25 protein-coding genes are annotated in these 25,203 nt (G+C 66.6%); 13 read left to right on the top strand and 12 right to left on the bottom strand.

Going from position 1 to position 25,203, the window contains the following annotated elements; translation table 11 throughout:
- The first annotated feature begins 6 nt into the window (after positions 1 to 6).
- Positions 7 to 936, top strand: coding sequence for a DMT family transporter (locus AC07ZH_RS10150; RefSeq protein ID WP_495199617.1), 930 nt, complete (start codon positions 7 to 9; stop codon positions 934 to 936).
- A 4-nt stretch (positions 937 to 940) separates the two neighbouring features.
- On the opposite strand, the gene AC07ZH_RS10155 is transcribed toward AC07ZH_RS10150, so the two are convergent.
- Both AC07ZH_RS10155 and AC07ZH_RS10160 read right to left on the bottom strand, forming a co-directional pair.
- Positions 941 to 1,978, bottom strand: a complete 1,038-nt coding sequence (locus AC07ZH_RS10155) for a M48 family metalloprotease (protein ID WP_495199618.1) — start codon at positions 1,976 to 1,978, stop codon at positions 941 to 943.
- A gap of 10 nt (positions 1,979 to 1,988) precedes the next feature.
- On the bottom strand, positions 1,989 to 2,594 hold the full coding sequence (locus AC07ZH_RS10160; protein WP_495199619.1) for an SH3 domain-containing protein: 606 nt from the start codon (positions 2,592 to 2,594) through the stop codon (positions 1,989 to 1,991).
- A gap of 56 nt (positions 2,595 to 2,650) precedes the next feature.
- Between AC07ZH_RS10160 and AC07ZH_RS10165 the strand changes: the two genes are divergently transcribed.
- From AC07ZH_RS10165 to AC07ZH_RS10175, 3 genes are all read left to right on the top strand, one after another.
- Entirely contained in the window at positions 2,651 to 3,481 is an 831-nt protein-coding gene (locus tag AC07ZH_RS10165; RefSeq protein WP_495199620.1) for an SDR family oxidoreductase, read from the top strand.
- 123 nt (positions 3,482 to 3,604) lie between these two features.
- Complete coding sequence (locus AC07ZH_RS10170) at positions 3,605 to 4,687, top strand: TRAP transporter substrate-binding protein (RefSeq protein WP_495199621.1); 1,083 nt, start codon at positions 3,605 to 3,607, stop codon at positions 4,685 to 4,687.
- Positions 4,684 to 7,323 carry a bifunctional diguanylate cyclase/phosphodiesterase gene (locus tag AC07ZH_RS10175; protein WP_495199622.1) on the top strand — a complete coding sequence of 880 codons (2,640 nt, stop codon included), beginning with the start codon at positions 4,684 to 4,686 and terminating at the stop codon, positions 7,321 to 7,323. Before AC07ZH_RS10170 ends, AC07ZH_RS10175 begins: the two co-directional genes overlap by 4 nt.
- A gap of 7 nt (positions 7,324 to 7,330) precedes the next feature.
- Here the strand turns inward: AC07ZH_RS10175 and AC07ZH_RS10180 are convergent, their stop codons facing one another.
- Entirely contained in the window at positions 7,331 to 8,230 is a 900-nt protein-coding gene (locus AC07ZH_RS10180) for a DMT family transporter (RefSeq protein WP_495199623.1), read from the bottom strand.
- Between the two features lie 80 nt (positions 8,231 to 8,310).
- Between AC07ZH_RS10180 and AC07ZH_RS10185 the strand changes: the two genes are divergently transcribed.
- Entirely contained in the window at positions 8,311 to 9,297 is a 987-nt protein-coding gene (locus AC07ZH_RS10185) for a quinone oxidoreductase family protein (RefSeq protein ID WP_495199624.1), read from the top strand.
- A gap of 29 nt (positions 9,298 to 9,326) precedes the next feature.
- Here the strand turns inward: AC07ZH_RS10185 and AC07ZH_RS10190 are convergent, their stop codons facing one another.
- The 4 genes from AC07ZH_RS10190 to AC07ZH_RS10205 form a co-directional block, all read right to left on the bottom strand.
- Positions 9,327 to 9,635 carry a YkgJ family cysteine cluster protein gene (locus AC07ZH_RS10190; protein ID WP_495199625.1) on the bottom strand — a complete coding sequence of 103 codons (309 nt, stop codon included), beginning with the start codon at positions 9,633 to 9,635 and terminating at the stop codon, positions 9,327 to 9,329.
- 4 nt (positions 9,636 to 9,639) lie between these two features.
- On the bottom strand, positions 9,640 to 10,191 hold the full coding sequence (locus tag AC07ZH_RS10195; protein ID WP_495199642.1) for a hypothetical protein: 552 nt from the start codon (positions 10,189 to 10,191) through the stop codon (positions 9,640 to 9,642).
- Positions 10,192 to 10,375: 184 nt separating this feature from the next.
- Positions 10,376 to 11,326, bottom strand: a complete 951-nt coding sequence (argF, locus tag AC07ZH_RS10200; protein WP_495199626.1) for an ornithine carbamoyltransferase — start codon at positions 11,324 to 11,326, stop codon at positions 10,376 to 10,378.
- 20 nt (positions 11,327 to 11,346) lie between these two features.
- Positions 11,347 to 12,543, bottom strand: coding sequence for an aspartate aminotransferase family protein (locus tag AC07ZH_RS10205; protein WP_495199627.1), 1,197 nt, complete (start codon positions 12,541 to 12,543; stop codon positions 11,347 to 11,349).
- A 230-nt stretch (positions 12,544 to 12,773) separates the two neighbouring features.
- On the opposite strand from AC07ZH_RS10205, the gene AC07ZH_RS10210 reads away from it, so the two are divergent.
- Positions 12,774 to 13,100, top strand: coding sequence for a DUF3579 domain-containing protein (locus tag AC07ZH_RS10210; protein WP_119108206.1), 327 nt, complete (start codon positions 12,774 to 12,776; stop codon positions 13,098 to 13,100).
- 307 nt (positions 13,101 to 13,407) lie between these two features.
- Here AC07ZH_RS10210 and rpsT read toward each other — a convergent pair whose 3' ends face one another.
- Positions 13,408 to 13,707 carry a 30S ribosomal protein S20 gene (gene rpsT / locus AC07ZH_RS10215; RefSeq protein WP_119108205.1) on the bottom strand — a complete coding sequence of 100 codons (300 nt, stop codon included), beginning with the start codon at positions 13,705 to 13,707 and terminating at the stop codon, positions 13,408 to 13,410.
- 117 nt (positions 13,708 to 13,824) lie between these two features.
- Here rpsT and murJ point away from each other — a divergent pair, with 117 nt between their 5' ends.
- The 3 genes from murJ to AC07ZH_RS10230 all read left to right on the top strand — a co-directional run bounded on the left by murJ (position 13,825) and on the right by AC07ZH_RS10230 (position 17,446).
- Positions 13,825 to 15,390, top strand: coding sequence for a murein biosynthesis integral membrane protein MurJ (gene murJ / locus AC07ZH_RS10220; RefSeq protein ID WP_495199628.1), 1,566 nt, complete (start codon positions 13,825 to 13,827; stop codon positions 15,388 to 15,390).
- Positions 15,391 to 15,430: 40 nt separating this feature from the next.
- A complete protein-coding gene (locus tag AC07ZH_RS10225; protein WP_119108203.1) occupies positions 15,431 to 16,279 on the top strand; it encodes a SirB1 family protein in 849 nt (282 codons plus the stop codon).
- Between the two features lie 84 nt (positions 16,280 to 16,363).
- Positions 16,364 to 17,446, top strand: coding sequence for an extracellular catalytic domain type 1 short-chain-length polyhydroxyalkanoate depolymerase (locus AC07ZH_RS10230; protein WP_495199629.1), 1,083 nt, complete (start codon positions 16,364 to 16,366; stop codon positions 17,444 to 17,446).
- A gap of 69 nt (positions 17,447 to 17,515) precedes the next feature.
- On the opposite strand, the gene AC07ZH_RS10235 is transcribed toward AC07ZH_RS10230, so the two are convergent.
- From AC07ZH_RS10235 to purM, 4 genes are all read right to left on the bottom strand, one after another.
- Complete coding sequence (locus AC07ZH_RS10235; RefSeq protein WP_495199630.1) at positions 17,516 to 18,514, bottom strand: GlxA family transcriptional regulator; 999 nt, start codon at positions 18,512 to 18,514, stop codon at positions 17,516 to 17,518.
- Entirely contained in the window at positions 18,511 to 19,083 is a 573-nt protein-coding gene (locus AC07ZH_RS10240) for a cysteine hydrolase family protein (RefSeq protein ID WP_495199631.1), read from the bottom strand. The genes AC07ZH_RS10235 and AC07ZH_RS10240 overlap by 4 nt, the downstream gene beginning before the upstream one ends.
- A gap of 127 nt (positions 19,084 to 19,210) precedes the next feature.
- Positions 19,211 to 20,296: an AI-2E family transporter gene (locus AC07ZH_RS10245; protein WP_495199632.1), complete on the bottom strand. Its 1,086-nt coding sequence runs from the start codon at positions 20,294 to 20,296 to the stop codon at positions 19,211 to 19,213.
- The gene (purM, locus tag AC07ZH_RS10250) at positions 20,293 to 21,375 is read right to left on the bottom strand and encodes a phosphoribosylformylglycinamidine cyclo-ligase (protein ID WP_495199633.1); all 1,083 of its coding nucleotides are present in this window, start codon (positions 21,373 to 21,375) and stop codon (positions 20,293 to 20,295) included. Before purM ends, AC07ZH_RS10245 begins: the two co-directional genes overlap by 4 nt.
- Before the next feature lie 341 nt (positions 21,376 to 21,716).
- On the opposite strand from purM, the gene hda reads away from it, so the two are divergent.
- The 4 genes from hda to folK form a co-directional block, all read left to right on the top strand.
- The gene (hda, locus tag AC07ZH_RS10255) at positions 21,717 to 22,406 is read left to right on the top strand and encodes a DnaA regulatory inactivator Hda (RefSeq protein ID WP_495199634.1); all 690 of its coding nucleotides are present in this window, start codon (positions 21,717 to 21,719) and stop codon (positions 22,404 to 22,406) included.
- On the top strand, positions 22,407 to 23,114 hold the full coding sequence (locus tag AC07ZH_RS10260) for an HAD family hydrolase (RefSeq protein ID WP_119108197.1): 708 nt from the start codon (positions 22,407 to 22,409) through the stop codon (positions 23,112 to 23,114). It begins immediately after the preceding gene.
- A 16-nt stretch (positions 23,115 to 23,130) separates the two neighbouring features.
- Positions 23,131 to 24,735, top strand: a complete 1,605-nt coding sequence (pcnB, locus tag AC07ZH_RS10265) for a polynucleotide adenylyltransferase PcnB (RefSeq protein WP_495199635.1) — start codon at positions 23,131 to 23,133, stop codon at positions 24,733 to 24,735.
- A gap of 12 nt (positions 24,736 to 24,747) precedes the next feature.
- A partial coding sequence (folK, locus tag AC07ZH_RS10270) for a 2-amino-4-hydroxy-6-hydroxymethyldihydropteridine diphosphokinase (protein ID WP_495199636.1) occupies positions 24,748 to 25,203 on the top strand: 456 nt, incomplete at its 3' end.

Genomic DNA, 25,203 nt, shown 5'->3' on the forward strand with positions numbered 1-25,203 from the left:
CAAAATATGCCCGCAGCGCTTATCCCATCTGCGCAAGCAGCTACCAAAGACAGAGCAATTGGGCTGACCCTTGCGTTATTTGGCGCGGTTGCCTTTAGCGGCAAGGCCATCATCGTCAAGCTGGCCTACCGCTACGGCGTGGACGCGGTCACGCTCATCATGTACCGCATGCTGTTCGCGCTGCCGCTGTTTGCCACCATGGCGTGGTGGGCGAGCCGCGGCAAGGCCGCGCTGACCCGCAGCGACTGGCTGGGCGTGCTGGGCCTGGGGTTCTCGGGCTACTACCTGGCGAGTTTTCTCGATTTTGCTGGCCTTGCGTACATCACCGCCAGTCTGGAGCGCTTGATTCTGTACCTCAACCCCACCGTGGTGCTGCTGATGGGGCGGGTGCTGTATGGGCGCGGTGTGCGTGCGGGCCAGTTGCTCGGCATGGCCGTGAGCTACAGCGGCGTGGTGCTGGTGTTTGGCCAGGAGGCGGTGCACCAAGGCACGGGAACGGCGTGGGGCGCGCTCCTGGTGCTGGGCAGCGCGGTCAGCTACGCGGTGTACCTGGTCTACAGCGGCGAGCTGGTCAAGCGCCTGGGGTCGCTGCGCCTGGTGGGCCTGGCGACGACGGTGGCCTGCTTGCTGTGCCTGCTGCAGTTCGTGGTGCTGCGCCCCTTGAGTGCAGCGCTGGTGGCGCCGCAGGTGGTGTGGCTCTCGGTGCTCAATGCCACGCTGTGCACGGCGGTGCCGGTGCTGATGGTGATGATGGCCATCGAGCGCATAGGCGCCAGTGCCGCCGCGCAGACCGGCATGGTGGGACCGATGGCGACCATCCTCATGGGCGTGTGGCTGCTGGGCGAGCCGTTCACCGCTGGCGTGGCGCTGGGGACGGCGCTGGTGATCTGCGGCATTTTCGTGTTCTCGCGTGCCTCGCGCGCGCCCGCAAGCTGAGCCGCTATTTCTTCTTGTGCCGTTTGGCCGGCTTGGCGTCGGTTGCCGGAGCCACGGCAGCGGCCACTGCCGGCGCGGCGCTGGCGCCCCCTTGCAGGCGCTGCGCAATGGTGACCGGCGCGGCGCCACTCAGGCCATCGAGCCGGTTGCCCATGGCCTGCTGGAGCTGGTCCAAGCGCTGCTCGGCCGGCGGGTGCGTGGCCAGCGCCAGCGTGAACATGGGATTGCCTGGCGCTGCGGCGCGCAGCACCTGCAGGGCAGCGGGAAGGCCGTAGGGGTCGAAACCGCTGCGCGCGGCCAGGGCCACGCCGCGGCGGTCGGCTTCGAACTCGTCGCTTTGGTCCAGGCCGCGCGCATACAGGTTGCGCCCGAGCGCCAGGATTTGCGACGCCACCAGATTGCCCACGCCATTGGTGTGAATCTGCGAGGCCACGAGTTGCGTCAGCATGCCCGATTGCGCTGTCTTGCGCATGGCCTGCAAATGGTGGCGTTGGGTGACGTGGGTGATTTCATGGGCCAGGATGCCGGCGAGCTCGGATTCGTCGGCGCAGCGGTCGATCAGCCCCTTGGTGACGAACACATAGCCGCCCGGCGCCGCAAAGGCGTTGTAGCCGGTGTCGTCCAGCACCACGAAGGTCCAGGGCAGGTTGGGGCGCTCGGACTGCAGGCTGATCCAGCGGCCCAGTCGGTTGACATAGCGCTGCAGCCGCTCATCGGGGTAGAGCGGCTTGCTGCCCAGCAGCACCGCGGCGAGCTGGCGGCCGATGTCGATTTCATGCGGCTCGTCGATGGTCTCCACCGAGCGGCTGAGCAGGCCCATCAGGTCGTCGCCCTGGCCAGCGGCTGGGGCGGAGTTGTTGCCCGTCAGCGTGCCCAGCAGGCCACCGGGGGACGTGCCTCCCGCCCGGCTGCCCAACGAGTTGAGCAGGTTCATCACATCCTGCGCCTGGACCAGGGCCGGCGCCAGCGCCAGGGCGGCGCAGGCGATCGCCGCCCGGATCATGGGCTGGAGCGCGGCACGTGGAATTTGAATCGTGTGCATGGCACCCCCTTCAGTTGGGACTGATGTTTTCGTTCATCGGGCTGATGCGGCCAGCAGGCGCCGATGTGGAAGCGGGAGGCGCGGGCTCAGGCAATGCCGCGACCTGGTGCGCCTGCAGTGAGGCGGCACCGGCGAAACGCCTGGCCTGTTCTGCATTCACGCGCTGCTGCTCTGCCTGAGTGACGGCGGCAGGATTGGGCTGCGCATTGGCAATGTCCTCGGCATCCAGCCCCCGGATGCCCGCGGTGGAGGTGGCCGTGGTCGTGCCCGTGTTGCCGCCAAACAGACTGCCCAGGCTGCGCAAGCCGCTGGTCGCGGCATTGCCGGCCGCTGGCGCCGCGCTGGCGCGCGTGCCCACGTCAAACATGGGCACCCAGCCGGCGCTGCCCTGCGGCGTGCGCACGTTGATCCATGAGCCCTTGCGCTCACCGGTGCGCTCCACCGGGCTGTCGGCCGCCAATGCGCCCAGGCTGGCGCCGGTGGTGCCGGGTGCGTCGCGCAGCTCGGTGGCGCGCTGGATCACGGAGGCGTCCTGCTGGGCGTGGGCTGGCAAGGCCAGTGCAGCGCCCGCAACGGCGGCCGCCAGCAGGGCGCGCGAGATCGGTCCGGGTTTCATCAAACAGTCCCCTTATCATGCGTTGGCGCCACGGATGGCGGAGCGAGGGGATTGTTATGGATTTGGGTATTGCCGGCAAATGGGCCTTGGTGTGTGGCGCGAGCAAGGGCCTTGGCCTGGGCTGCGCGCGGGCACTGGCACGCGAAGGCGTCAACCTGGTGATCAATGCAAGGGGGGCGCCCGCCTTGCAACAGGTTGCTATTGAATTGAAAGCTGAATATCGAGACGGTATAAGCGGTGGAGGCCAAAAACCCTCGAATATTTCGGTGCTGACGGTGGCTGCGGACATCACCACCGAGGCAGGCCGCGAGGCGGCGCTCTCGGTCCCCGGCGGGCCGGGGAAGGATTTCGATATCGTCGTCACCAATGCGGGCGGCCCGCCGCCGGGTGATTTCCGCGATTGGGACCGGGACGCCTGGATCGCCGCCCTGGACGCGAACATGCTGGCCCCCATCGCGCTGATCCGCGCTGCCGTGGATGGCATGGCCGAGCGCGGCTTTGGCCGCATCGTCAACATCACGTCGAGCGCCGTGAAGGCGCCCATTGATATTCTGGGCCTGTCCAATGGCGCACGCAGCGGGCTCACGGGCTTTGTGGCCGGTGTGGCGCGCAGCCCGCTGGCGGCGCATGGCGTCACCATCAACAACCTGCTGCCGGGCAAGTTCGATACCGACCGGCTGGCCGCCACCTTTGCCGGCGCCGCCGCGCGCAGCGGCAAAACAACAGAGGAGGTGCGCCAGGCACAGCGCGCCAGCATTCCCGCAGGGCGCTTTGGCCAGGCAGACGAGTTCGGCGCTATCTGTGCCTTCCTGTGCAGCGTGCATGCGGGCTATCTGACCGGACAAAACGTGCTGGTGGATGGGGGCGCGTACCCCGGGGCGTTCTGAAAAAAACCACGGTTCACCTGTCTGGACAGGAGCCGCCAGTGGTGCAGAATGCCCCGATGCTGGAGCCCAATGTGCACCTTCGATGTCTTTGAAATGCAAGTGGAGAGCCTCTTGTCCCATCCCATGCGCCCTCTGCGAATACTCTGCTTGCTGCTGGTGCTGTGCCAGGGCTTGCTGTGGGCGCGGGGGGCATCGGCCCAGCAGGCCGCGGCCGCCACTGCCACCCGGCCTGTGATGACGCTGCGTGTGGTGGGCGGGTTGGCTGGCACCAGTCAGTACACCAAACTCGAAGAACCCTTCTGGTCGCGCGAGCTTGAGCGCTTGAGCGCGGGCAAGTACCGCGCCAACATCGTGCCGTTTGACCGCGCCGGCCTTCCGGGCGCCGACATGCTGCGGTTCTTGCAGCTGGGCGTGGTGCCGTTTGGCACCGTGCTCATGAGCTCTCTCGTTGGCACGTTTCCGCAGTACGCGGCCCCTGATCTGGTGGGTTTGAATCCGGACATGCCAACGCTGCGGACCCATCTTGCCGCGTTTCGGCCGTATCTGGAGCGCGCGCTGCGCGAAGAGCAGGGGATAGAAGCCCTTGCCATCTACGTCTATCCGGCGCAAATGCTGTTTTGCAAGAAACCGATTGCCAGTCTGAGCGACTTGAAAGGCTGGCGCGTGCGGGTATCGTCGGTAGGACAGGCAGATTTTGTCGAAGCCCTGGGGGCCGAGCCGGTGCACACGGCCTTTGCGCAGCTTGTGCCGCGTTTTGAAGCCGGGGCGCTCGATTGTGCGATCACCGGCACCCTGTCGGGCAATACCATCGGACTACCGGAATTGACAACCCATTTGTATGCCTTGCCGCTGAATTGGGGCATGGCTATTTTTGGCGCCAACCAGGCAGCCTGGCAGGCCTTGCCGATGGATTTGCAGGACTTGCTGCGCAGGGAATTGCCGAAACTTGAAGCGGCGGTCTGGGCCGAATCCGAGCGTGATACCGCCCAGGGGCTGGTCTGCAACAGTGGCAAACCCGGTTGTGCGGCCGGCCGGCCGGGCAAGATGCGCATCGTGCCCGCAAGCGCGACCGATACCGTGCGCAGCCGGGAAATTTTCACCAGTGCCGTGTTGCCGCGTTGGCTGCAACGCTGTGGCCCGCAGTGTGCGCAGGTCTGGTCCCAAACCATTGGTCGGGTATCCGGTCTGGCGGCGCACTCGCCATGAAGCCGGCGCTGCCCGCACGTGCGCAGTCGGCCGTCTGGGCGGTGGTGGTTTTTTTTGCCAGCGCGATCTTGTTGGTCGCGGCGGCGCAGATTCTCTCCACCCGCAACACGGCGCTTGAAGTAGCCGATCACGAGCTGGTCCGCTACGTCTCTGGTGCCCAGGCGGCACTCAATCGGGCATTTTTGGGCGTCGACATCTTGCTCGCCAGTGTGGGTGAGGTGCTTGGCTTGGACGACGCTGCCACCAATGGCGTGCCCCCCGAGGCCGCCAGCGCCATGCTGGCGCGCACCACGCGGCCCAATCTGAGCGTGCGGCTGTTGGCCGTGCTCGATGCCAAGGGGCAGGTGCTGGCCTCCTCCGATCCGCGTGGGGCAAGGGTGCAGCTGCAACTGCCCGAGGGTTTTGTGCAACAGGCGCTGGCGCCGGCCGTGGCTGTGGTGGTGCTCAGCGGCCCGGTCCGCAGTTTCGCCAGTTCGGAGGACGTCATATTCCTGGCACGCCATCTGCATACGCGCAGCGGCGAGCGGTTAGTGGCCGTCGCCGAAGTGCCCGTTGCCATGCTGGCCTCAGTGCTGGCGCAGGACGCGCAGATTCCGGGTCTGGAGGTCGTTCTTGAAATGGGAGACGGCAGGCGTATGTTCACCCTGCCCGCCAGCGGTGCTGCTGCGCCTGCGCTGGCGCCATTGCGGCAAGTGCCCGCCGCGCCGCCGACCTGGGACATGCCGACACGGCTGACCGGTGCCCCGGGCCGGGTGGTGGCGCGCTCGCTGATCTACGACGACCTGTGGATATCCGCCAGCCTGTCCGAGCGTGCTGCGTTGGAATCCTGGCGTGATGACGCCCAGGCCGTGGCAGTCGTCAGTGCCGTATTTGCGCTGATGTGCCTGGCTGCCGCCTATATGTTTACCGCGCACCTGCACCGCATTGGCCAGGCACGCCACGCGCTTGCAGAGTCGAAAGTGCAGCTCGACCAGGCGCTCGAAGCCATGACCAGCGGCTTCGTGTTGCTCGACAGCGAGCACCGGGTGGTGCATTGGAATCAGCGCTTCGACGAAATATTTCCCTGGATTGCCGGTGTCATGGCGCCGCAACTGCCGTTCCGCAAGGTGCTTGAGGCGACCGTATCGCACCACCTGCCGCAGGCGAGCGAAGCCGAACGCAGCGCCTGGATAGACAAACGCCTGGCGGCACAAAAGAACTCGGTCGGGCCGCATGAGCAGGTCTTGCCCAATGGCCGGACGCTCCAAATCATGGAGCACCGCACGCCCGACGGCGGCATGGTGATCACCTACAGCGACGTGACCGACGTGCTGCGTGCGCAGGCCGAAATCGAGACGCTTGCGTTCTACGATCCACTGACCGGGCTTCCCAACCGCCGCCTGCTGCTGGACCGTTTGGGCCAGGCGACCGAGCGTGCGCAGCGCTCCAGTCAACTCGGTGCGCTGCTGTTTCTGGACCTGGACCAGTTCAAGACCATTAACGATACGCTGGGGCATGACATGGGCGATGCCTTGCTGCAGCAGGTGGCGCGTCGGCTGCGCGATGGCGTGCGGGGCGCAGATACCGTCGCGCGGCTGGGCGGAGACGAATTCGTGATCATGCTCAATGACCTCTCCGGCACTGCGGTGGAGGCCGCCGCCCAGGCCCAGCGCGTGTCTGAAAAGCTGCTGTGCAGTCTTGAGCAGCCTTATGCGTTGGGGGAGCATGTGCACCAGATCACTGCCAGCCTGGGCGCCACGCTGTTTGGTCAGGTACCCCAGGCGGCAGCCGAACTTCTGCGCCAGGCGGATATCGCGATGTACCAGGTCAAGGCACGCCATGGCAATGGGCTGTGCTTTTTCGACCCGCAAATGCAAACGGCGATCAGCAACCGGGCGCAATTGGAAACCGACCTGAAATCGGCACTGCGCAACGACGAGTTCCTGCTCTATTACCAGCCTCAGTTTGCGTACGATGGCACCATGGTGGGCGCCGAGGCACTGCTGCGCTGGCAACACCCAGAGCGTGGACTGGTACCGCCCGTTGCCTTCATAGCGGCTGCCGAAGAAAGCGATCTCATCGTGTTGATCGGCAACTGGGTGCTGCGCACGGCCTGTGCGCAGTTGGCCCGGTGGCAGCAAGACCCACGCTGCGAAAAGCTGCAACTGTCGGTCAATGTAAGCGCCCGCCAATTTCGCCATGCAGGGTTTGTCGAGCAGGTGCTCGGCGAGGTGGCTTCCCTGGGCGCCCGCGCCCATCTGCTGACCCTGGAACTCACGGAATCGCTGGTGCTGGACAACGTGGAGGAAACCGTTGCCCGCATGCTCCAGCTGCGTACCCGTGGCATCCGGTTCTCGGTGGATGACTTTGGCACGGGCTATTCGTCGCTCGCCTACCTCACGCGTTTGCCGCTGCACCAGCTCAAAATCGACCAGTCGTTTGTACGCAACCTGGGAACGCGCCCGACCGACGAAGTGATCGTGCAAACCATCATCGGCATGGCCCACAACCTGGAACTCGAGGTGATTGCGGAGGGGGTCGAAACCGAAGAGCAGCGCGCCTTGCTGCGCAATTATGGCTGCAGCTTTTACCAGGGCTATCTGTTGGGCCAGCCCATGCCGATCACTGATTTGCTGGCCTTGCTGCCACCGCCTTAAGCAAAATTCAGCGGCGCGAAGACACCAGGATGCCGCCCACAATCAGCGCAAAGGCTACGGCGTGGTAGGCATGGGGCGCCTGGCCGAGAAATGCCGCCGAGAGCAGTGCGGCAAACAGTGGGGTAAGGTTGGAGAAAAAACCCGCTACGGCCGGCCCAGCGCGTTGCACCCCGATGCCCCAGCAGCGGTAGGCCACCACGGCTGGGCCCACCGCAATAAAGACCAGCGCCGCCACCAGTGGCCAGCCCCAATCGATGGCGGTGCGGCCGCTGGCCCACTCGCTGCCGGCCAGCAGGCCCGACCAGACCAGCCCGAAGACCAGTTGCGCCATCAGGAACGCCGCCCAGTCGCCACGCAATTGGGTGGGTTCGCTGGTTTTCACCAGCAGCCAGCTGTAGAACGCCCAGGCAATGGTTGCCAGCAGCATGTACAAGTCGCCTGGCACCAGCCGCAGCGCGAGCAACGCACTCCACTGCCCCCGACTGAGCACCGTGAGGACGCCCGCCATCGAGAACGCTGCGCCCAGCAACTGTTGTGAGGTGATGCGCGCACCAAAGAACAGCGCCCCTACGGCAAGCATCCACACCGGCATGCTGGAGCCCACCAGGGTCACGTTGATCGGCATGGAGGTCTGCAGCGCCTGGTATTGCAACGCGTTGTAGAGCCCGATGCCCAGCAGGCCCAGCAGGGCGTAGCGCCGCCAGTGCGGCCACAAGCCGCTGCCACGCCGCAGCACGCCGTGTGCCAGCGGCAGCAGGATGAGGAAGGCCAGCAGCCAGCGCAGGAAGTTGAGGGTCAGCGGCGGCACCATGTCGTGCACCACCCGGCCCACCACGGCATTGCCGGCCCACAGCAGTGGCGGAATGCCCAAAAGCACGGCCGTGCGGGCACTGAGTTTTTCTTGCATGCCACCACTGTAGCGGCGCCCAGCAGAGCGCGTGCAAACATGGCACGATTCAAGGTTTTGAGCCCCCTTCAGGAGACACCATGAGCCTTGCCATACAGATTCGCCAGAACGGCGGCCCGGAAGAAATGCAGTTGGTCGACATCCAGGTGGGCGACCCTGGGCCGGGCGAAGTGCGCATCAGCCACCGCGCCATTGGCCTGAACTTCATCGACGTCTACCAGCGCACCGGCCTGTACCCCAACGCCATGCCACTCACGCTGGGCATGGAAGCCTCAGGCGTCATTGAGGCGGTGGGCGAGGGCGTGACGCACCTGCGCGTGGGCGACCGCGCTGCCTATGCCAGCAACCCGCCCGGCAGCTACAGCACCGAGCGCGTGATGCCGGCGCGCTGCGTCTGCCGCCTGCCCGACGCGATCAGCTTCGAGACCGGTGCCGCGATGATGCTCAAGGGCATGACGGCGCAGTACCTGCTCAAGAAAACCTTGCCGGTAGAAGGCCTGCACCGTGGAGACGCCGTGCTGTTCCACGCCGCTGCGGGGGGTGTTGGCCTGATTGCCTGCCAGTGGGCCCGTGCGCTCGGTCTGGAGCTGATTGCCACGGCCGGGTCTGATGCCAAGTGCCAGCTGGCGCTTGCCAATGGCGCGGCGCACGCCATCAACTACCGCACCGAGGACTTCGCCGCACGCGTCAAAGAGATCACTGGCGGCAAGGGCGTCAAGGTGGTGTACGACTCGGTGGGCAAGGACACCTGGGACAAGTCGCTCGACTGCCTGCGCCCCTTTGGCCTGATGGCAAGCTTTGGCAATGCCTCCGGCCCGGTGCCGCCGTTCGCGCCCGCGTCATTGGGCGCGCGTGGCGGCCTGTATGTCACGCGCCAGACGCTGTTTGTGCACATGGCCACGCGCGAAGCCACGCAGGCCATGGCCGACGATCTGTTTGCCGTGGTGGAAAGTGGCCAGGTCAAGATCCACATCGACCAGCGCTACCCGCTGCGCGAAGTACAGCAGGCGCATCGCGACCTGGAAGCGCGCAAGACCACAGGTTGCACCATTCTGACGCTCGACTGAGCTGGCGCGGGCACAGGCGCCCGTATGGGTCACCAGGGATAAGGCGCCAGGCCGCGCCGCAGCCGCGCGCGCTCGCAGGCCTCGGAGCCGGCGGCAAATTCCCGGCAGGGCGACGGCCGCCATTCGTAAATGCCGCAGGCTACCTGCTTTCCCACCACGCCTGTCAGCGCGGCACAGCGGGGCAGCGCGTGGTCGGTGCCACGCATGCGGCTGATGGTGCTGGTGACCTCCACTGTCAGCCCTTCGGGCACGCACCCGCCCTGGTCGCTGCGCTCCTGCACGGCGAAGTCCACCCGAAAGCCAGCGCAGCAGGCACCGCAAGAGAGGCAGGGTGACACGGCGTCAGCCCGGCAGTGCCGCAGCGAGGATGCGCCGCAGCAGGCGCTTGCGGATCAACCCACTCACGGGGCGTATCAGCAACCAGTAAGGAAGAAAGCGGCGACGTGCGGCCTCGTCGGTGCACCACACGCGCGTGTGCGTATGCAGCAAAGTGCCTTGGCTGTGCGGTTCGGCCACGAAATTCATGACTAGCTTGGCCACCCCCGCCTGCTGTATTGCGGCGAAGGCCGGTGCGTCTGGAACATCCAGCAGGCCATAGTCGGCCTGCCAGAATCGCCCGGCCAGACCGAAAGCAAGCTCAGCGTCAGAACGCCCCAGCAGGGTGAAGTTCGCCGCGCCAAACGCGGGGCGCCCCCGCAGACCTGACGAAAAGCCCAGGGTTCCTGCTACGCGCGAGGGCACTTCACGCAGAACGGTCATCTGGCGCGCCAGCGGGTCGTCCAATACTTCGGGGTGACCGGCGACTTCCAGCGCCCGCGCGGGTGTTACAGGCATGCGCAACTGGTGGTGCTCAGCGAACTGGTGCTGCGGTAGATAGCGCTCCATCAGGTCCATCGTGAGCCGGGCTGGATTTGGGTGGATCACGCAACCCGCCCGAGCAGAAGGTACTCCATGAGTGCCTTCTGCACGTGCATTCGATTTTGGCTTCGCGCAGCCTGCGGCTGCTTCACATCCGCTGCGCGGATAGGAGCCTGCGCCGAAACAGGCTGCTGGCGCTGGCGCGCCATCGGCTTGCATTTCATGCAATCCGACCGAGCAGAAGGTACTCCATGAGTGCCTTCTGCACGTGCATCCTGTTTTCTGCCTCGTCCCAGACGACGGATTGGGGGCCGTCTATGACTTCGGCGGTGACTTCCTCGCCGCGGTGGGCGGGCAGGCAGTGCATGAACAGGGCGTCGGGGCGGGCGGCGGCCATCATGTCTTCGTCCACGCACCAGTCGGCAAAGGCTTTTCTGCGGGTTTCGTTCTCGGCCTCGTAGCCCATGCTGGTCCAGACATCGGTGGTGACCAAGTCGACGCCCCGGCAAGCATCCAATGGGTTGCTAAAAAATTGATAGCTATCAGCGCTTGCTCCACCTGCGCCAACGGCCAATTTCTCATCGACTTCATAGCCACGAGGAGTGCTGACATGGACCTTGAAGTTCAGCAGCTCGGCGGCCTGCAGCCAGGTGTTGGCCATGTTGTTCCCGTCGCCTACCCAGGCCACCGTCTTGCCGGCCAGGCAAGCCAGGTCGGGCTTGCCTTCCGAATTCGTGCCGCGGTGCTCAAGAAAGGTGAAGATGTCGGCCAGGATCTGGCAGGGGTGAAACTCGTTGGTCAGGCCGTTGATGACGGGTACACGCGAATGTTCGGCAAAGCGCTCGATCTTGGTCTGCTCAAAGGTGCGGATCATCACCAGGTCGACCATGCGGCTGATGACCTTGGCACTGTCCTCAATGGGCTCGGCGCGGCCGAGCTGGCTGTCGCCGGTGGTCAGGTGCACGACGCTGCCACCCATCTGGTACATGCCGGCTTCGAAGCTCACACGGGTGCGCGTGCTGGCCTTTTCGAAAATCATGGCCAGCGTGCGGTCCACCAGCGGGTGGTGTTTTTCGTAGGACTTGAATTTCTTCTTGATCAGCGCGGCGCGCTCGAAGAGGTACGCGTACTCGTTGGCGTCCAGGTCGTTGAATTGGAGATAGTGTTTCATGGCATCAGGCGCAGTGCGCTTCATTCGGCCAGCAGGGCTTGCACCAGCGGGGCAAGCCGTGTGGCGATTTCGTCGGCTTCGTCGGGGGTGAGGATAAGCGCTGGCACGATGCGGATCACCTTCTCCGCCGTCACGCTGATCAGCAGCCCGGCCTCGGCGGCACGCGCTACCAATGCGCCACAGGGCTTGGCCAGCTCGACGCCGATCATCAGGCCCTGGCCGCGAATCTCCTGCACACCCGGCAAGTTCCCCAGCTCGCGCTGCAGCGCTGCCATCAAGTGGGCCCCCACACCGGCTGCGTTGGCCAACAGGCCGTCTTCTTCCATGATGCGAATGGTCTCGTTGCCCGCGCGCATGGCCAGCGGGTTGCCGCCAAAGGTGGTGCCATGGTTGCCCGGTTGCAGCACGTCGGCCGCCTTCGGGCCGGCGACGACGGCGCCGATGGGCACGCCCGAGCCCAGGCCTTTAGCCAGCGGCATCACGTCGGGCACGATACCGGCCCATTGGTGGGCAAACCACTTGCCGGTGCGGCCCATGCCGCACTGCACTTCGTCGATCATCATGAGCCACTCGCGCTCATCGCACAGCTGGCGCAACTGCTGCAGATATTCCACGCGCATGGGGTGTACGCCGCCTTCGCCCTGAATCGTCTCGAAGAACACGGCGACGACATTCGGGTTGCCTTCGGTCGCGGCCTTGATGGCGGCGATATCGTTGATTGGCACGCGGATGAAGCCCTCGACCAGTGGGCCGAAGCCGCTGTGGATCTTCGGGTTGCCGGTGGCCGACATGGTGGCAATCGAGCGGCCATGAAAGGCCTTTTCGTACACGACGATCTGCGGCTTGGCGATGCCTCGGTCTACCCCGTACTTGCGGGCAATCTTGAGCGCGGCCTCGTTGGCCTCCAGCCCTGAATTGCAGAAAAACACCTTGCTCATGCCCGAGAGCTGCACCAGCTTGGCGGCCAGCTGCTCCTGGCCAGGGATGTGGTAGTAGTTGGAGGTGTGGATCAGCTTGCCGATCTGGTCGCACAGCGCCGGCACGAGTTGCGGATGGTTGTGGCCCAGCGTGTTGACGGCAATGCCGGCCAAGGCGTCGAGGTATTCCTTGCCGTTCACGTCCCACACGCGGCAACCCTGGCCGCGCTCCAGCGCGATCGGCACGCGGCCATAGGTGTTCATCACGTGGGGCGAGGCAGCCTCAATCAATGCAGTCATGCGGGGTTCTCCAGGGCAGGCATGGCGCCAGGGTGGCGCGCAAAATCGAGAGGCGATTCTAGGGCGGATGCGGCGCTGACCTGTTGACGATTGCGCATCACAGTAATGTCCTGTTTTGGGCTGATGGCCAGCGCGTGCCTGAAAAAGGTAGGCCAGCTCTTATATAAGAGTTAGAATTCCTGCTGCGGCGCAGCAAGTATTTTGCTGCCGATTGAACCACTCTCCTGCCGATGGCCATACCGTCCTCCAAAGAAGTTTTCATCCAGGGCATCACGTCTGCTGGCAAGACTTTCCGTCCGAGCGATTGGGCCGAGCGCCTGGCTGGCGTGATGAGCAGTTTTCGGCCAGGTGGCGTACAGCCTGGAAGCCACTTGAGCTATTCACCCTGGTGTATTCCCAAGGTCATCAATGGCATCAAATGCGTGGTGGTGAACGAGAAGCTGCGCGATTACGAGCCCATGGCCTGGGATTTCGTCATGCACTTCGCGCGCGACAACGAGTTGCAGGTGGCAGAGGCGTGTTTGCTGCCGGATATGCCGGTCGAGAAGAAGCGCTGAGCATCCCTTGAGAGGCAGAGGGCAGAGCTGCCACGGCTTGTGCCAGGCCTGCCCCCAAAGCAGCGGGGTGCCAACAAAGGCGCGCTGCACGCAAACATCCATTGAAGTGTCGAGGGCAGAGCTGCCACGGCTCTCGCCGCGTCAGGTCTGTCCCCAAAGCAGCAGGGTGCCAGCAAAGGCGCGCGTCGCGCGCTTGGGTTTCACCCAACAAAAAAGCCGTCTTGCGACGGCTTTTTTGCTTTGCTGGCAGCGCACCCGTGTCAAACGGCGGGCGGCTGGGCCACCCGGGCTGTTTGCCTGAAGAGGGTCAGGCGGCGAGTGCCAAGGCTTTCACCTTGGTGGACAGGCGGCTCTTGTCGCGAGCGGCCTTGTTCTTGTGGAAGATGCCCTTGTCGGCAATGGTGTCGACCACAGCCTGCATCTTGCCAAAGAGTTCGGTGGCCTTGACCTTGTCACCGGCGAGAACGGCTTTTTCAACGTTCTTGACCGCCGTGCGGTATTTGGAGCGCAGCGAGGTGTTGGCTGCGTTGAGTTTGGTGCCTTGACGGACGCGTTTGCGGCCCGACGCGAGGCGCGGGTTCTTTTTCTTGGGCTTGGTGGATGCCATGGTAAATATTCCTAGGGTCTGAGGATGTTGCCAGCGAAGCCTGCCATTATAGCCTGCGGGCGTTTTACCAGCTGTTTCCACGCTCCAGCCAGAGCCAGCGCATACACTTCGCAGCCTGTGTCTCTGCTCAAATCCGCCTCCACCGTTTCGTTGCTCACCCTGGCGTCCCGCGTCACGGGCTTGGTGCGTGACCTGCTCATGGCGTCCATTTTCGGCGCCAATGCGCTGACCGACGCCTTCAACGTCGCCTTTCGCATCCCCAACCTGTTCCGGCGATTGTTTGCCGAAGGCGCTTTCAGCCAGGCGTTTGTGCCGGTGCTGGCGACGACGCGCGCGCAGCAGGGCGATGCGACCACCCGTGTGCTGATCGCCAGCGTCGCCACGGTGCTGTTCTGGGCACTGTTGGTCACCTGCATGCTCGGTGTGTTCGGGGCGCCGCTGCTGGTGTGGGCGCTGGCCAGCGGCCTGCGCCAGAGCCCCGAGGGGTACGCCGCTGCGGTGGTCATGACGCGCTGGATGTTTCCCTACATCGGCTTCATGTCGCTGGTGGCGCTGTCGGCCGGCATTCTGAACACCTGGAAGCACTTTGCCGTGCCGGCCGTCTCGCCGGTGCTGCTCAATATCGCCATGATCGGCGCCGCCTGGTTCGGCGCGCCATTGTTTCGCCGCTGGGGCATCGAGCCCATCTATGCGATGGCCGGTGGTGTGGTGCTGGGCGGGGTGCTGCAGTTGGGCGTGCAAATACCGGCGTTGCTGCGGCTCGATCTGCTGCCGCGCATTGGCATGCACTGGGCGCAGCTGCGCGACGCGGCGCGCGACCCGGGCGTGCGCCGGGTGCTGCAATTGATGGCCCCCATTCTCCTGGGTGTCGGCGTGGCACAGCTTTCGCTGCTGATCAATACGCAGATTGCCTCCTACCTGGCGCCGGGCAGTGTCACCTGGCTGTTCTATGCCGACCGCTTGATGGAGTTTCCCACCGCGCTGCTGGGCGTGGCGCTGGGCGTGGTGCTGACGCCGCAGCTGACCGCCGCGCGCGCTGCGGGCGATACGGCGCGCTATTCGTCCATGCTCGACTGGGGCCTGCGCATCGTCGTGCTGCTGGCCGTGCCCAGCGCCGTGGCACTGCTCACCTTTGCCACCCCGCTGGTCGCCACCTTGTTCCACCACGGCGCACTGAAAGCTGACGACGTGGTGCAGATTGCCGTGGCGCTCTCAGGCTACGGCGCCGGCCTGCTGGGGCTGGTGGCGATCAAGGTGCTGGCGCCCGGCTACTACGCCAGCCAGGACGTGCGCACACCGGTGAAGATTGGCATCGCCGTGCTGGTCATTACCCAGTTGCTCAATGTGGTGCTGGTGCCGCGCATGGCGCACGCGGGCCTGGCGCTGTCGATTGGTCTGGGTGCACTGGTCAATGCGGGGTGGCTGCTGCTGGGTCTGCTGCGGCGCGGCAGCTTTCGGCCGGAACCTGGCTGGCGGCTTCTGGGTGCGCAGGTGCTTGCGGCCAGCCTGCTGCTTGGGGCGCTGCTGTCGTGGTTCAGCACGCACTTTTCCTGGATTGCCATGGGCGATGCGCACGGCGTACGCGCGGCGCTGCTCGCTGCCTGTATGGCGGCGGCAGCGCTGCTGTACTTCGGTGTGCTGTGGCTCGCCGGGCTGCGGGTGGGCGCGCTTGTGCGGCACTGACCTGCGTGCAGCGTTGGCGGCCAACCGCTAGGATGTCGGCATGCCCCTGAGCCTTGAACTTCCCACCCCGTTGGAATACTTCGCCTCGCTGGTGCAAAGCGATGCGCAGTTTCCCCTGTTGGAGACAGCCGCCAGCCTCGCCATGGACGCGTACCCCGGGCTGGACGTCCAGGCCTTGCTGGACGAAGTCGATCAACTGGCGGCGCGGCTGGCGCGCACCGTGGCGCGCGATGCACCGGCCCTGGAGCGCCTGCGTGCGCTGAACCAGTTGTTCTTTGTCGACCTGCGCTTTGCTGGCAACGTCAACGACTACTACGACGCCGAGAACAGCTACCTCAACAGCGTGCTGCGTACGCGCCGGGGCATTCCCATCAGCCTGGCCGTGCTCTGGCTGGAGTTGGCGCAGAGCCTGGGCCTGCACGTGCGCGGCGTGGCCTTTCCCGGCCACTTCATGGTCAAGGCGCTGCTGCCGCGCGGGCAGGTACTGATCGACCCGTTCACCGGCGAATCGCTCTCGCGCGAGGAGCTGCTGGAGCGCCTGGCGCCGTTTCAGCCCGGCGGCCTGCCGGACGGCGCCGAACCCCCCCTGGGCTTGTACCTGCAGGCAGCGCAGCCGCGCGAGATCATCGCGCGCATGCTGCGCAACCTGAAGGAAGTGCACCGCGCGGGCAGCGACTGGCAGCGCCTGCTGGCGGTGCAGGAGCGGCTGGTGCTGCTGCTGCCCGCCGCCTGGGACGAGGTGCGCGACCGGGGCCTGGCGCATGCTGAGTGCGGCCATGCAGCCTTGGCGGTGGCAGACCTGGAAACCTATCTGCACCATGTGCGCGGCGACGACAACACTGAAATTCTGGCCGACCGGCTGCAGACGCTGCGCCGCGCCATACGGTAGCCCCATTCGCCACCTGCTCGCGCCGAGATGGCCGGCTGACCCCGTCCACCCACCCACCGCCACCATGGCTTTGTCTGGAGATTGATGGCCCGTCGCCCCAAGATGCCCTTGCTGGGAGCGTTCACGCGCGCCTACCAGCGCAACCTGCGCGCGATGGCGCGCGCCCTGCAAACGCTGCCTGCGGCAAAAACCAAGCGTCGCCCCAAGCGCGTGTCGGCGCTTGCCGGGCCGCTGGCGCTTCGAGCGCGCCAGCCAGCGCGCAAAACCGTCCGCGCGATCAGCACAAAACCAGCGCTGGGCCAGTGGCTGGCTGGCATCGCGCCCGGCCCGGCGGGCGCGCGGCGTTACCAGCTCTATGTGCCGCCGGGTGTCAGCCGTACCAGCCGCACGCGCCTTCCGCTGCTGGTGATGCTGCACGGCTGCGGGCAAACGGCCCACGGCTTTGCCGCCAGCACGCGCATGAACCAGCGCGCAGCGCGCGAGCGCTTTCTGGTGCTCTACCCCGAGCAGGAGCGGATGGCGAACGTCCAGGGTTGCTGGAACTGGTTCGCACGCCGCAATGGCCGGGCGGACGCCGAGGCGGCGACGCTGCTTGCCGCTATCGACCAGGTGGCGCAGCGCTATCCGGTGCATCCGGCGCGCATTGGCGTCGCCGGGCTCTCGGCGGGCGCCAGCATGGCGGGGCAGATGGCACTGCTGGCGCCGCAGCGCTTTTGTGCGGTGGCGATGCATTCCGGTGCGCCGCCGGGCAGCGCAGAGTCCACCGCCACGGCGTTGGCGGCGATGCGGGGTGAGCGCGAGCCGCAGGGGTTGGCCGCTGCCGATGCCGGATCTGCCGCCATCGCGCCGCCGCCGCTGCTGCTTTTGCACGGTGACGCCGACGGCGTGGTGGCGCTGCAGAGCGCGCGCCGCACCGCGGCATGGTGGGCACACGCATTGGGCGCGCAGCCAGGCCCCGTGCGCGTGCAGCAGCGCGGTGCCCGGCGCGCCATGCGCGTGACCGAGTGGCGTGCACGCGGCAAAGTGCAAGTGGTGCTGCGCGAGATCGAGGGCCTCGGCCATGCCTGGAGCGGCGGCACCGCGAGCGCCGCCTACAGCGACCCCAGCGGGCCGGATGCCACGGCGCTGATCTGGGCCTTCATGGCGCGTCAGTTCGTTGATCAATAGCGGGTAAATTGGCCGCTACCGCAATACCCGTAAGCCTTTCAAGCTATCAAAACGATAGAAATCTCCGGATCATGCCGCCGAGCCGACCGGCGGATGTGCCGGCGACCCCGGTTGGCCGAACTGGCGCCAGGCGCGGCGCAATTGGGTGTCTGACGCAAACCCGGCGCCTTCGGCGGCTTGTGTGACGTTCTGGCCGGCGTGCAAAAGCGCCTCCGCCCGTGCCAGCCGGATGCGGCGCAGCCAGGCCAGCGGGGCAATCTCGGCGTGTTCAAGGAACAGGCGCGTCAGGTGGCGCGGCGAGGTGTGGGCGACGTCCGCCATCGCCGGCACGCTCCAGGTGGCCTGCGGCGCGGCGCACACCGCGTCCTGCACCCGGTGCACGCCGGCGTGCAAATGGTTGCGGTTGGCCATGAAGGGTGAAATCTGCGGGTCGTCCGGCCCGCGCCGCAGTGCCAGCACCAGCGTTTGCGCGACCTGCGCCGCGACGGCCGGGCCGCAGATCTGGGCGATGCGGTGCAGCACCAGGTCCATGCCCGTACTGACGCCAGCGCTGCTGTAGAGCGCGCCATCGGCCACGAACACCCGGTTGGCGACCACGTCGCAGCGCGGCTCGGTTCGGGCGAGTTCCTCCAGGTGCTGGTGGTGCGTGGTGGCGCGGCGCCCGGCGAGCAGCCCGGCGTGGGCTGCCAGCACGGCGCCGGCGCAGACGGTGAGCAGTTCGAGCTGGCCCTGGCGCAAGCGCAGGCCGCGCAGCCAGTGCAGCAGCTGCTGCGCGTCGTCGCCAGAGACATCGATGTCGCCGCCCGCCATCCCGACGACGATGACCCACGAGGGCGCCGGCAGTTCGCCCGGCAAGGGCACAAGCCCGGCGAGCTGCACACCGACCGAACTGGCCACCACTGGCGAGGGGGCGGCAAAGTGCAGCACGAAGCGCTCGGCCTGGCCGGCGGCCACCAATTGCGCATTGGCCGAGCGCAGGGCCTCGGCCGGCCCGGCCCAGTCCAGCGCCAGGCTGCCGGGCAGCAGGGCAAACCAGACGTGAACAGGCGCCGGGGCCGGGGGCTTCATGGCAGGGCGTGCGTACGGGCTTGGGAGAGGGCTTCGTCCACCGTGCAGATGCGTGCAAAGCGCCCGGTGAGCACGGTCGCCGTGCGCGCCTTGATGTCGCGGGCCGCGAGCGGCTGGCCATCGGGCTGAACCATGTCCCAGGTGAGCGTGGCGTCGGGCACGAAATCGACCTGCCAGCCCAGATCGCTGGCGTGGCGCGTGGTGGTCTCGCAGCACTGCTCGGTGCGAATGCCGCTGACGATCAGGCGGCCGATGCCGTTCTGCGTCAGCCACACGTCCAGGCCCGTGCCCACCAGCGCGCTGTGGCGTGACTTGGTGAAGCTGGCGGCGGCGGTGAAGTCGGCCAGCCCATCGAGCGGGCGCACCTGGCCGGAGACTTGCGCGAACGGGTTGTCGGCGCTCGGCGGGCCGTCGCTGTGCAGCACGCGCACGATGGGCAGGCCCAGCGCGCCAGCGCCCGCAATCAGTGCGTTCTGTGCCTGCAAGTAGGCCGGCATGTCGGCGTCCGTGAAATAGGGACGATGGCGAAACGACTCTTGTACGTCGATCACAATGAGACAGGTTTTCATGACAATTTCCTTGGGCTGGTGAAGATTGCAGCGCTTATGGTGCCTGCGCTAGCCCCTGGGCGCTATTGTCTACCCGGACATTTTCCGATCAATTTCAGACTATTTTCTACGCAGTCCGAAGGGGCGGCTACACCAGAGCCGCCGCCGCCAGCTCTTTCTTCAGGTAGGCATAAAACAGCGGCGCCGCCACCAGACCTGCCGGGCCGAAGACGGCTTCGGCAACGAACATCACCGTGAGCAGCTCCCAGACGCCGATCTGCGTGCGTTGGCCGACCACACGGGCGTTGATCACATATTCGGCCTTGTGGATCAGCACCAGAAACGCCAGGCAGGCGGCGGCAGCCTGGGGCGAGACGGAGAGGGCCACGATGGTGATGACGCTGTTGCACAGCAGGTTGCCGACGATGGGCACCAGCCCGGCCACGAAGGTCAGGGTGATCAGTGCCGGCGTGTAGGGCAGGCGCTCGCCCCACAACGGCATCAGGAACAGTAGAAAAATGGCGGTGAGCGTGGTGTTGAAGGCGGCAATCCAGATCTGCGCCGCGACGATCTGGCGGAACGCCTCGGCGAACACCCGCAAGCGCTTGGCCAGTGCCAGCGCCAGTGGGCCGCTTCTGGGGGCGACGGTGCGCACGGCGGCAAGCGCGCCGATCAGCAGCCCCACGTAGGCATAGAGCAGGCCGCCCAGCCAGGCGCGCCCCGCCATGGCGAGCGCGCCGGCCTTGGCGGCCAGGTAGCTGGCAATGGTGCGCTGGATGGCGTCGGCGCCGTCGGGCAGGTGGGCCGCCACGTCGGGCGGGAGCTTGACGCGCAGCTCCAGCACGGTGCGCGCCATGTAGTCGAGCAATTCGCGGTACTGCAGCGGCGCTTCGACCACGTAGCCGCGCGAATGCGTCACGGCAAACGCCAGCAGCCCCACGGGCAGCAGCACGACGAGCGTGGCCGCCACGATCTGGGCGCCGCGCGCCGGTGCTGGCGAGGCGGCAGCGCCGGGCCACAGCGGCACCAGCCAGCGCGTGAGCGCCCGCGTGGCAATGAACGCCAGGCACAGGCACAGCAGCCCTGGCAACAGCCCGTGCCGCATGACGAGCAGCAAGCCGCCAGCCACCAACAGGTAGCTGGCCAGTGCCACGCCGCGTGGCAGCGGCACCTGCCCAGGCACACGCAGCGGGTGGCGCAGCGGTGCCGGCGAAGCGGGCGGGGTCTTGCTCACGCCACGACGACAGCCGCGCCGTCGCCGCGCGGCGCAATCTGGCCCAGGCGGTGTACCGCCTCGCCGGCGCTGGCCAGCAAGCTGGTGACGGCCTGAGCGTCTTGCGGTGCGACGACCAGCACCATGCCGATGCCGTTGTTGAAGGTGCGGTTCATTTCCTCGTCGGAAATGGCCGCCGTGGCCTGCAGCCAGGCAAACAGCTCGGTTTGCGGCCAACTGCCTGGCTTAAGGTGCGCGGCCAGGTCGTCCGGCAGCACGCGGGGAATGTTCTCCAGCAAGCCGCCGCCGGTGATGTGCGCCAGCGCCTTGATGCCGCGGCTGCCGCCGTCCGCGACCGGGTGCGCGGCGAGTGCCGCCAGCACCGGCTTGACGTACAGGCGCGTGGGTTCCATCAGCGCGGCGCGAAACGGCTTGCCGTCGAGGGTAGCGGGCACTTTGCCTGTGCTTTCAGCGCGCGCAATGCACTTGCGCACCAGGCTGAAGCCGTTCGAATGCACGCCGCTGGATGCCAGACCCAGCACCACGTCGCCGGCCTGCACGCTGGTGCCGGTGAGGATTTTCGATTTTTCCACCGCGCCGACGGCAAAACCGGCCAGGTCGTACTCGCCGGCGGGGTACATGCCGGGCATTTCTGCGGTCTCGCCGCCAATCAGCGCGCAGCCCGAGAGCTCGCAGCCGCGGGCAATGCCGCCCACGACAGCCGCCGCGGTGTCGACATCGAGCTTGCCGCAGGCGAAGTAGTCGAGGAAGAACAAGGGCTCGGCCCCTTGCACCAGCACGTCGTTGACGCTCATGGCCACCAGGTCGATGCCCACGGTGTCGTGCATGTTCCATTCAAACGCCAGCTTGAGCTTGGTTCCCACGCCGTCGGTGCCCGAGACCAGCACCGGCTCCTGGTAGCGCTTGGGCACCTCGAACAGGGCGCCGAAGCCACCGATACCGGCGAGCACGCCGTCCCGCATGGTTTTCTTGGCCAGCGGCTTGATGCGGTCCACCAGCGCGTCGCCGGCGACGATGTCCACCCCCGCGTCCTTGTAGGAAATGGGCGAGCTGGTGTTGGAAGGGGTGGAGGAACTCATGGGAAAGGGCTGGTGGCTGCAAAGAGGGGCGCGCGGGGCGCGCAATGGGGCGGATTTTAGGCGACGGGCAACTCCGGGGCTTAGGTGCGCGCCCGCCATCGGCCAGACTGCAGGCTTGCGCAGTGCGCGGGCACACTAAAATGCAGGTTTTTGCGGCATGCACGGTCACCTTGGGCCCTTGGCGCCCACGCAGGCGCGCAGATGCGCCGCCGCAAGACGCCGCAGCGAGCTTCAACCTCCTTTTTTGTGAAATTCAGCCTCTCTCGCTTCCATCCTTCCGTTCTCGCCTGGGCGCCGTCCCGGCGCGGCCAGCGGCGTGCCGTGTGCAGCGGCTGCTCTGCATGAAGCAACTGGCGCTTGACATTGGTTTGGCGCCGCTGCCCACGCTGGGCAGCTTTTTTGGCGGGCCGAATGCCGCAGCCTTGCAGCATCTGCGCATGGCCGTCGAGGGCGGCAGTGCGCGCTCGCCCGTGCCCACCTACCTGTGGGGCGAGGCCGGCACCGGCAAGACCCATTTGCTGCGTGCGGTGCGCGAGGCGCTGCGCGAGCAGGGTGTGCTGTGCGGCTGGTGCGATGCCGCGACCGATCGCCCCCCCGCCTTTGACGAGCGCTGGCACGCCGTGCTGCTCGACGATGTGCAGCTCTACAGCACCGGCCAGCAGGCGGCCGCATTCAATTGGTTCGTCAACGCGCTGAGCCCCGCCACCGGCGCGCCGCGCTGGGTGCTGGCCGCAGGCAGCGTGCCGCCTGCCGACCTGCCGCTGCGCGACGACCTGCGCACGCGCCTGGCCTGGGGCCATGTGTTTCAGTTGCAACGGCTTGGCGAGACCGAGCGCCGCTCGGTGCTGCGCCAGCATGCCGATGCGCGCGGGCTGTTTCTGAGCGATGAGGTCATGGATTTCATGCTCAGCCGCTTTTCGCGCGACTTGGGCAGCCTGATGCAACTGCTCGACCGCCTTGACCGCCACGCCTTGCGCAAGCAGCGCGCCATCACGGTGCCGCTGCTCAAGGACATGCTGGATTCTGAATAAATGACTGCACCCGTGTCTGCCATTGCATCCGAGAAACCCCGGTTGGCCCTGTTCGACCTCGACCACACGCTGCTGCCCATCGACTCGGATTACGAGTGGGGCGAATTCACCCAGCGCATCGGCTGGACCGACCCGGCAGAGTTTGGCCGCCGCAACGCCGAGTTTTACGCCCACTACCAGGCCGGCACGCTCGACGTGCACGATTACGTGCGCTTTGCCACCGAAGCGCTGCGCCTGCGCGGGGCCGAGGCGGCCGCCGAGGCGCATGCGCAGTTCCTGCGCGAAGTGGTGCAGCCGGCGATTCGCCCGGCAGCGCTCGACCTGATTCGTGCCCACCGGGACGCCGGCGACACGCCCATCATCATTACCGCGACCAATGAATTCGTCACCCGCCCGATTGCCCAGTTGCTCGGCGTGCCGCACCTGCTGGCCGTAGAGCTCGAACGCGATGCGGGTGGCTGGTTCACCGGCGAGATTCGCGGCGTTCCCTCGATGCGAGAGGGCAAGGTGCGGCGCATGGAACAATGGCTGGCGGCGCGGGACCTTTCGTGGGACGCGGTGCACAGCACCTTCTACAGCGATTCCACCAACGACCTGCCGCTGCTCGAGCGCGTGAACGTACCCATCGCCACCAACCCCGACGCGCGCCTGCGCGCCCTTGCGGCGCAGCGCGGCTGGCGCATCCTGGACCTGTTTCCCCAGGGCTGAAAAGTCCCCTAAAACCATGATCAAGAATTTCATCGACAAGCTGCTCTCCAAGGCCGGCTCCGGCGCGCGCAAGCGCCCGGCACACCCCTACGGCAAGCGCGTCGAGGTGCCCGCCTCGGTGCACGGCATCGACCCGGCGCGCGTGGACCGCCGCGCCATCGACGTGGTGCGCACGCTGCAGCAGGCCGGTTTCGAGGCCTACATCGTCGGCGGCGCGGTGCGCGATATGTTGTTGGGTCTCAAACCCAAGGATTTCGACGTCGCCACCAACGCCACGCCCGAACAGGTCAAAGGCCTGTTCCGCCGCGCCTTCATCATCGGACGCCGCTTTCGCATCGTGCATGTGGTGCACGGGCGCGGGCGCGAGAACGAGGTGATTGAGGTCTCCACCTTCCGCGCCTACCTCGACAACGCGGCGGCCGAGCAGGTCGCCGGCAATGAGAAAACCTCGCGCGCCGCCCTGGCGGGCATGCAGCACGCGGTGGATTCGACGGGCCGCGTGCTGCGCGACAACGTCTGGGGCCCGCAGGACGAAGACGCCACACGGCGCGACTTCACCCTGAACGCGATGTACTACGACCCCGAAAGCCAGATCGTGGTCGACTACCACCACGGCATCGAGGACGCCAAGAAGAAAACGCTGCGCATGATCGGCGACCCGGCCACGCGCTACCGCGAAGACCCGGTACGCATCATCCGTGCCGTGCGCTTTGTGGCCAAGCTGGCCGCCTTGGGCTTCACGCTCGAACCCAAGACCGCTGCGCCGTTGGTGCAATCGCAGCAACTGCTTGCCGACGTGCCGCAAAGCCGCATGTTCGATGAAATGCTCAAGCTCCTGCAGACGGGGCATGCCATCGCCACCATCGAGCAGCTCAAGAAGCTGGGCCTGGCCAAGGGCATCTACCCGCTGCTGGACGTGGTGGTCGAGCGCGCCGATACGCCCTTCGTCCTGGCGGCTCTGACCGACACCGACCGCCGCGTCAAGGAAGGCAAACCCGTGGCGCCCAGCTTTCTGCTGGCCTGCGTGCTGTGGCAGGACGTCAAATCGGGCTGGGAGCGGCACCTGGCCAAGGGCGAACACGCGCTACCGGCCTTGCAGGATGCTATTGATGGCGTGTTCGAGCGCCGCATCGGCGATGTCTCCGGCCGCGGCAAGCTCGCCGCCGACATGCGCGAAATCTGGGTCATGCAGCCGCGCTTCGAAAAGCGCACCGGCCGCGTGCCCGAAAGCATGGTGGCGCAGTTGCGCTTTCGCGCCGGCTTCGACTTCATGCGCCTGCGCGCCGACATCGGCGAGGTGGACGAAGCCCTGGCCAGCTGGTGGCAGGAGTACAGCACCGCGGACGAATTCCGCCGTGAAGATCTCATGGAGCAGGCACGGGAAGAGCAAAAGCCCCGTACCCGTTCCGCAGCGCCCGCAGCGCGGCGCGTGCCGCGCGAAGCGGCGGCCGCTCCGGCTGGCAGCGGCGATGTCTTGCCAGAATTGGCCGAGCACGCCGAAGGCGCCGAAACCGGCGCGCCCAAGAAGCGCCGCCGCCGCCGCCGCAAGCCCACGGGTGGTGGCGGGGAAGCGCCGGCGGGCCAATCGCACAGCGACGCGGCGCCCCACGGCGACGAATGACTTCGGCTTGCCGTGACAGTGCAAACCACCGCCTGGATTGGCCTTGGCGCCAATCTCGGTGAGCGCGCCGCCGCACTGCGCAGCGCCCTTACAGGCCTTGGCGCTTTGCCCGGTACGCGCGTGCTGCGCGTGTCCTCGCTCTACCGCAGTGCGCCGGTGGATGCGGGTGGGCCGGACTACTTGAACGCCGTCGCGGAAGTCAGCACCTTCCTCACGCCCCAGGCCTTGCTGGAAGCCCTGCAAACGCTGGAGCAGGCAGCGGGCCGCGAGCGCCCCTACCGCAACGCGCCGCGCACGCTGGACCTGGACATCCTGTTCTACGGCGATGTGCGCCTGGAGAGCGCCGGGCTCACCTTGCCGCACCCGCGCCTGCACGAACGCGCCTTCGTGCTGCTGCCCCTGGCGGAACTCGCGCCGGAGCGGGTGGCGCCGGAGTGGCTGGCGGGGGTGGCGGGGCAGGCCATCGAG

This window comes from Simplicispira sp. GW247-4R2A (assembly GCF_059424465.1).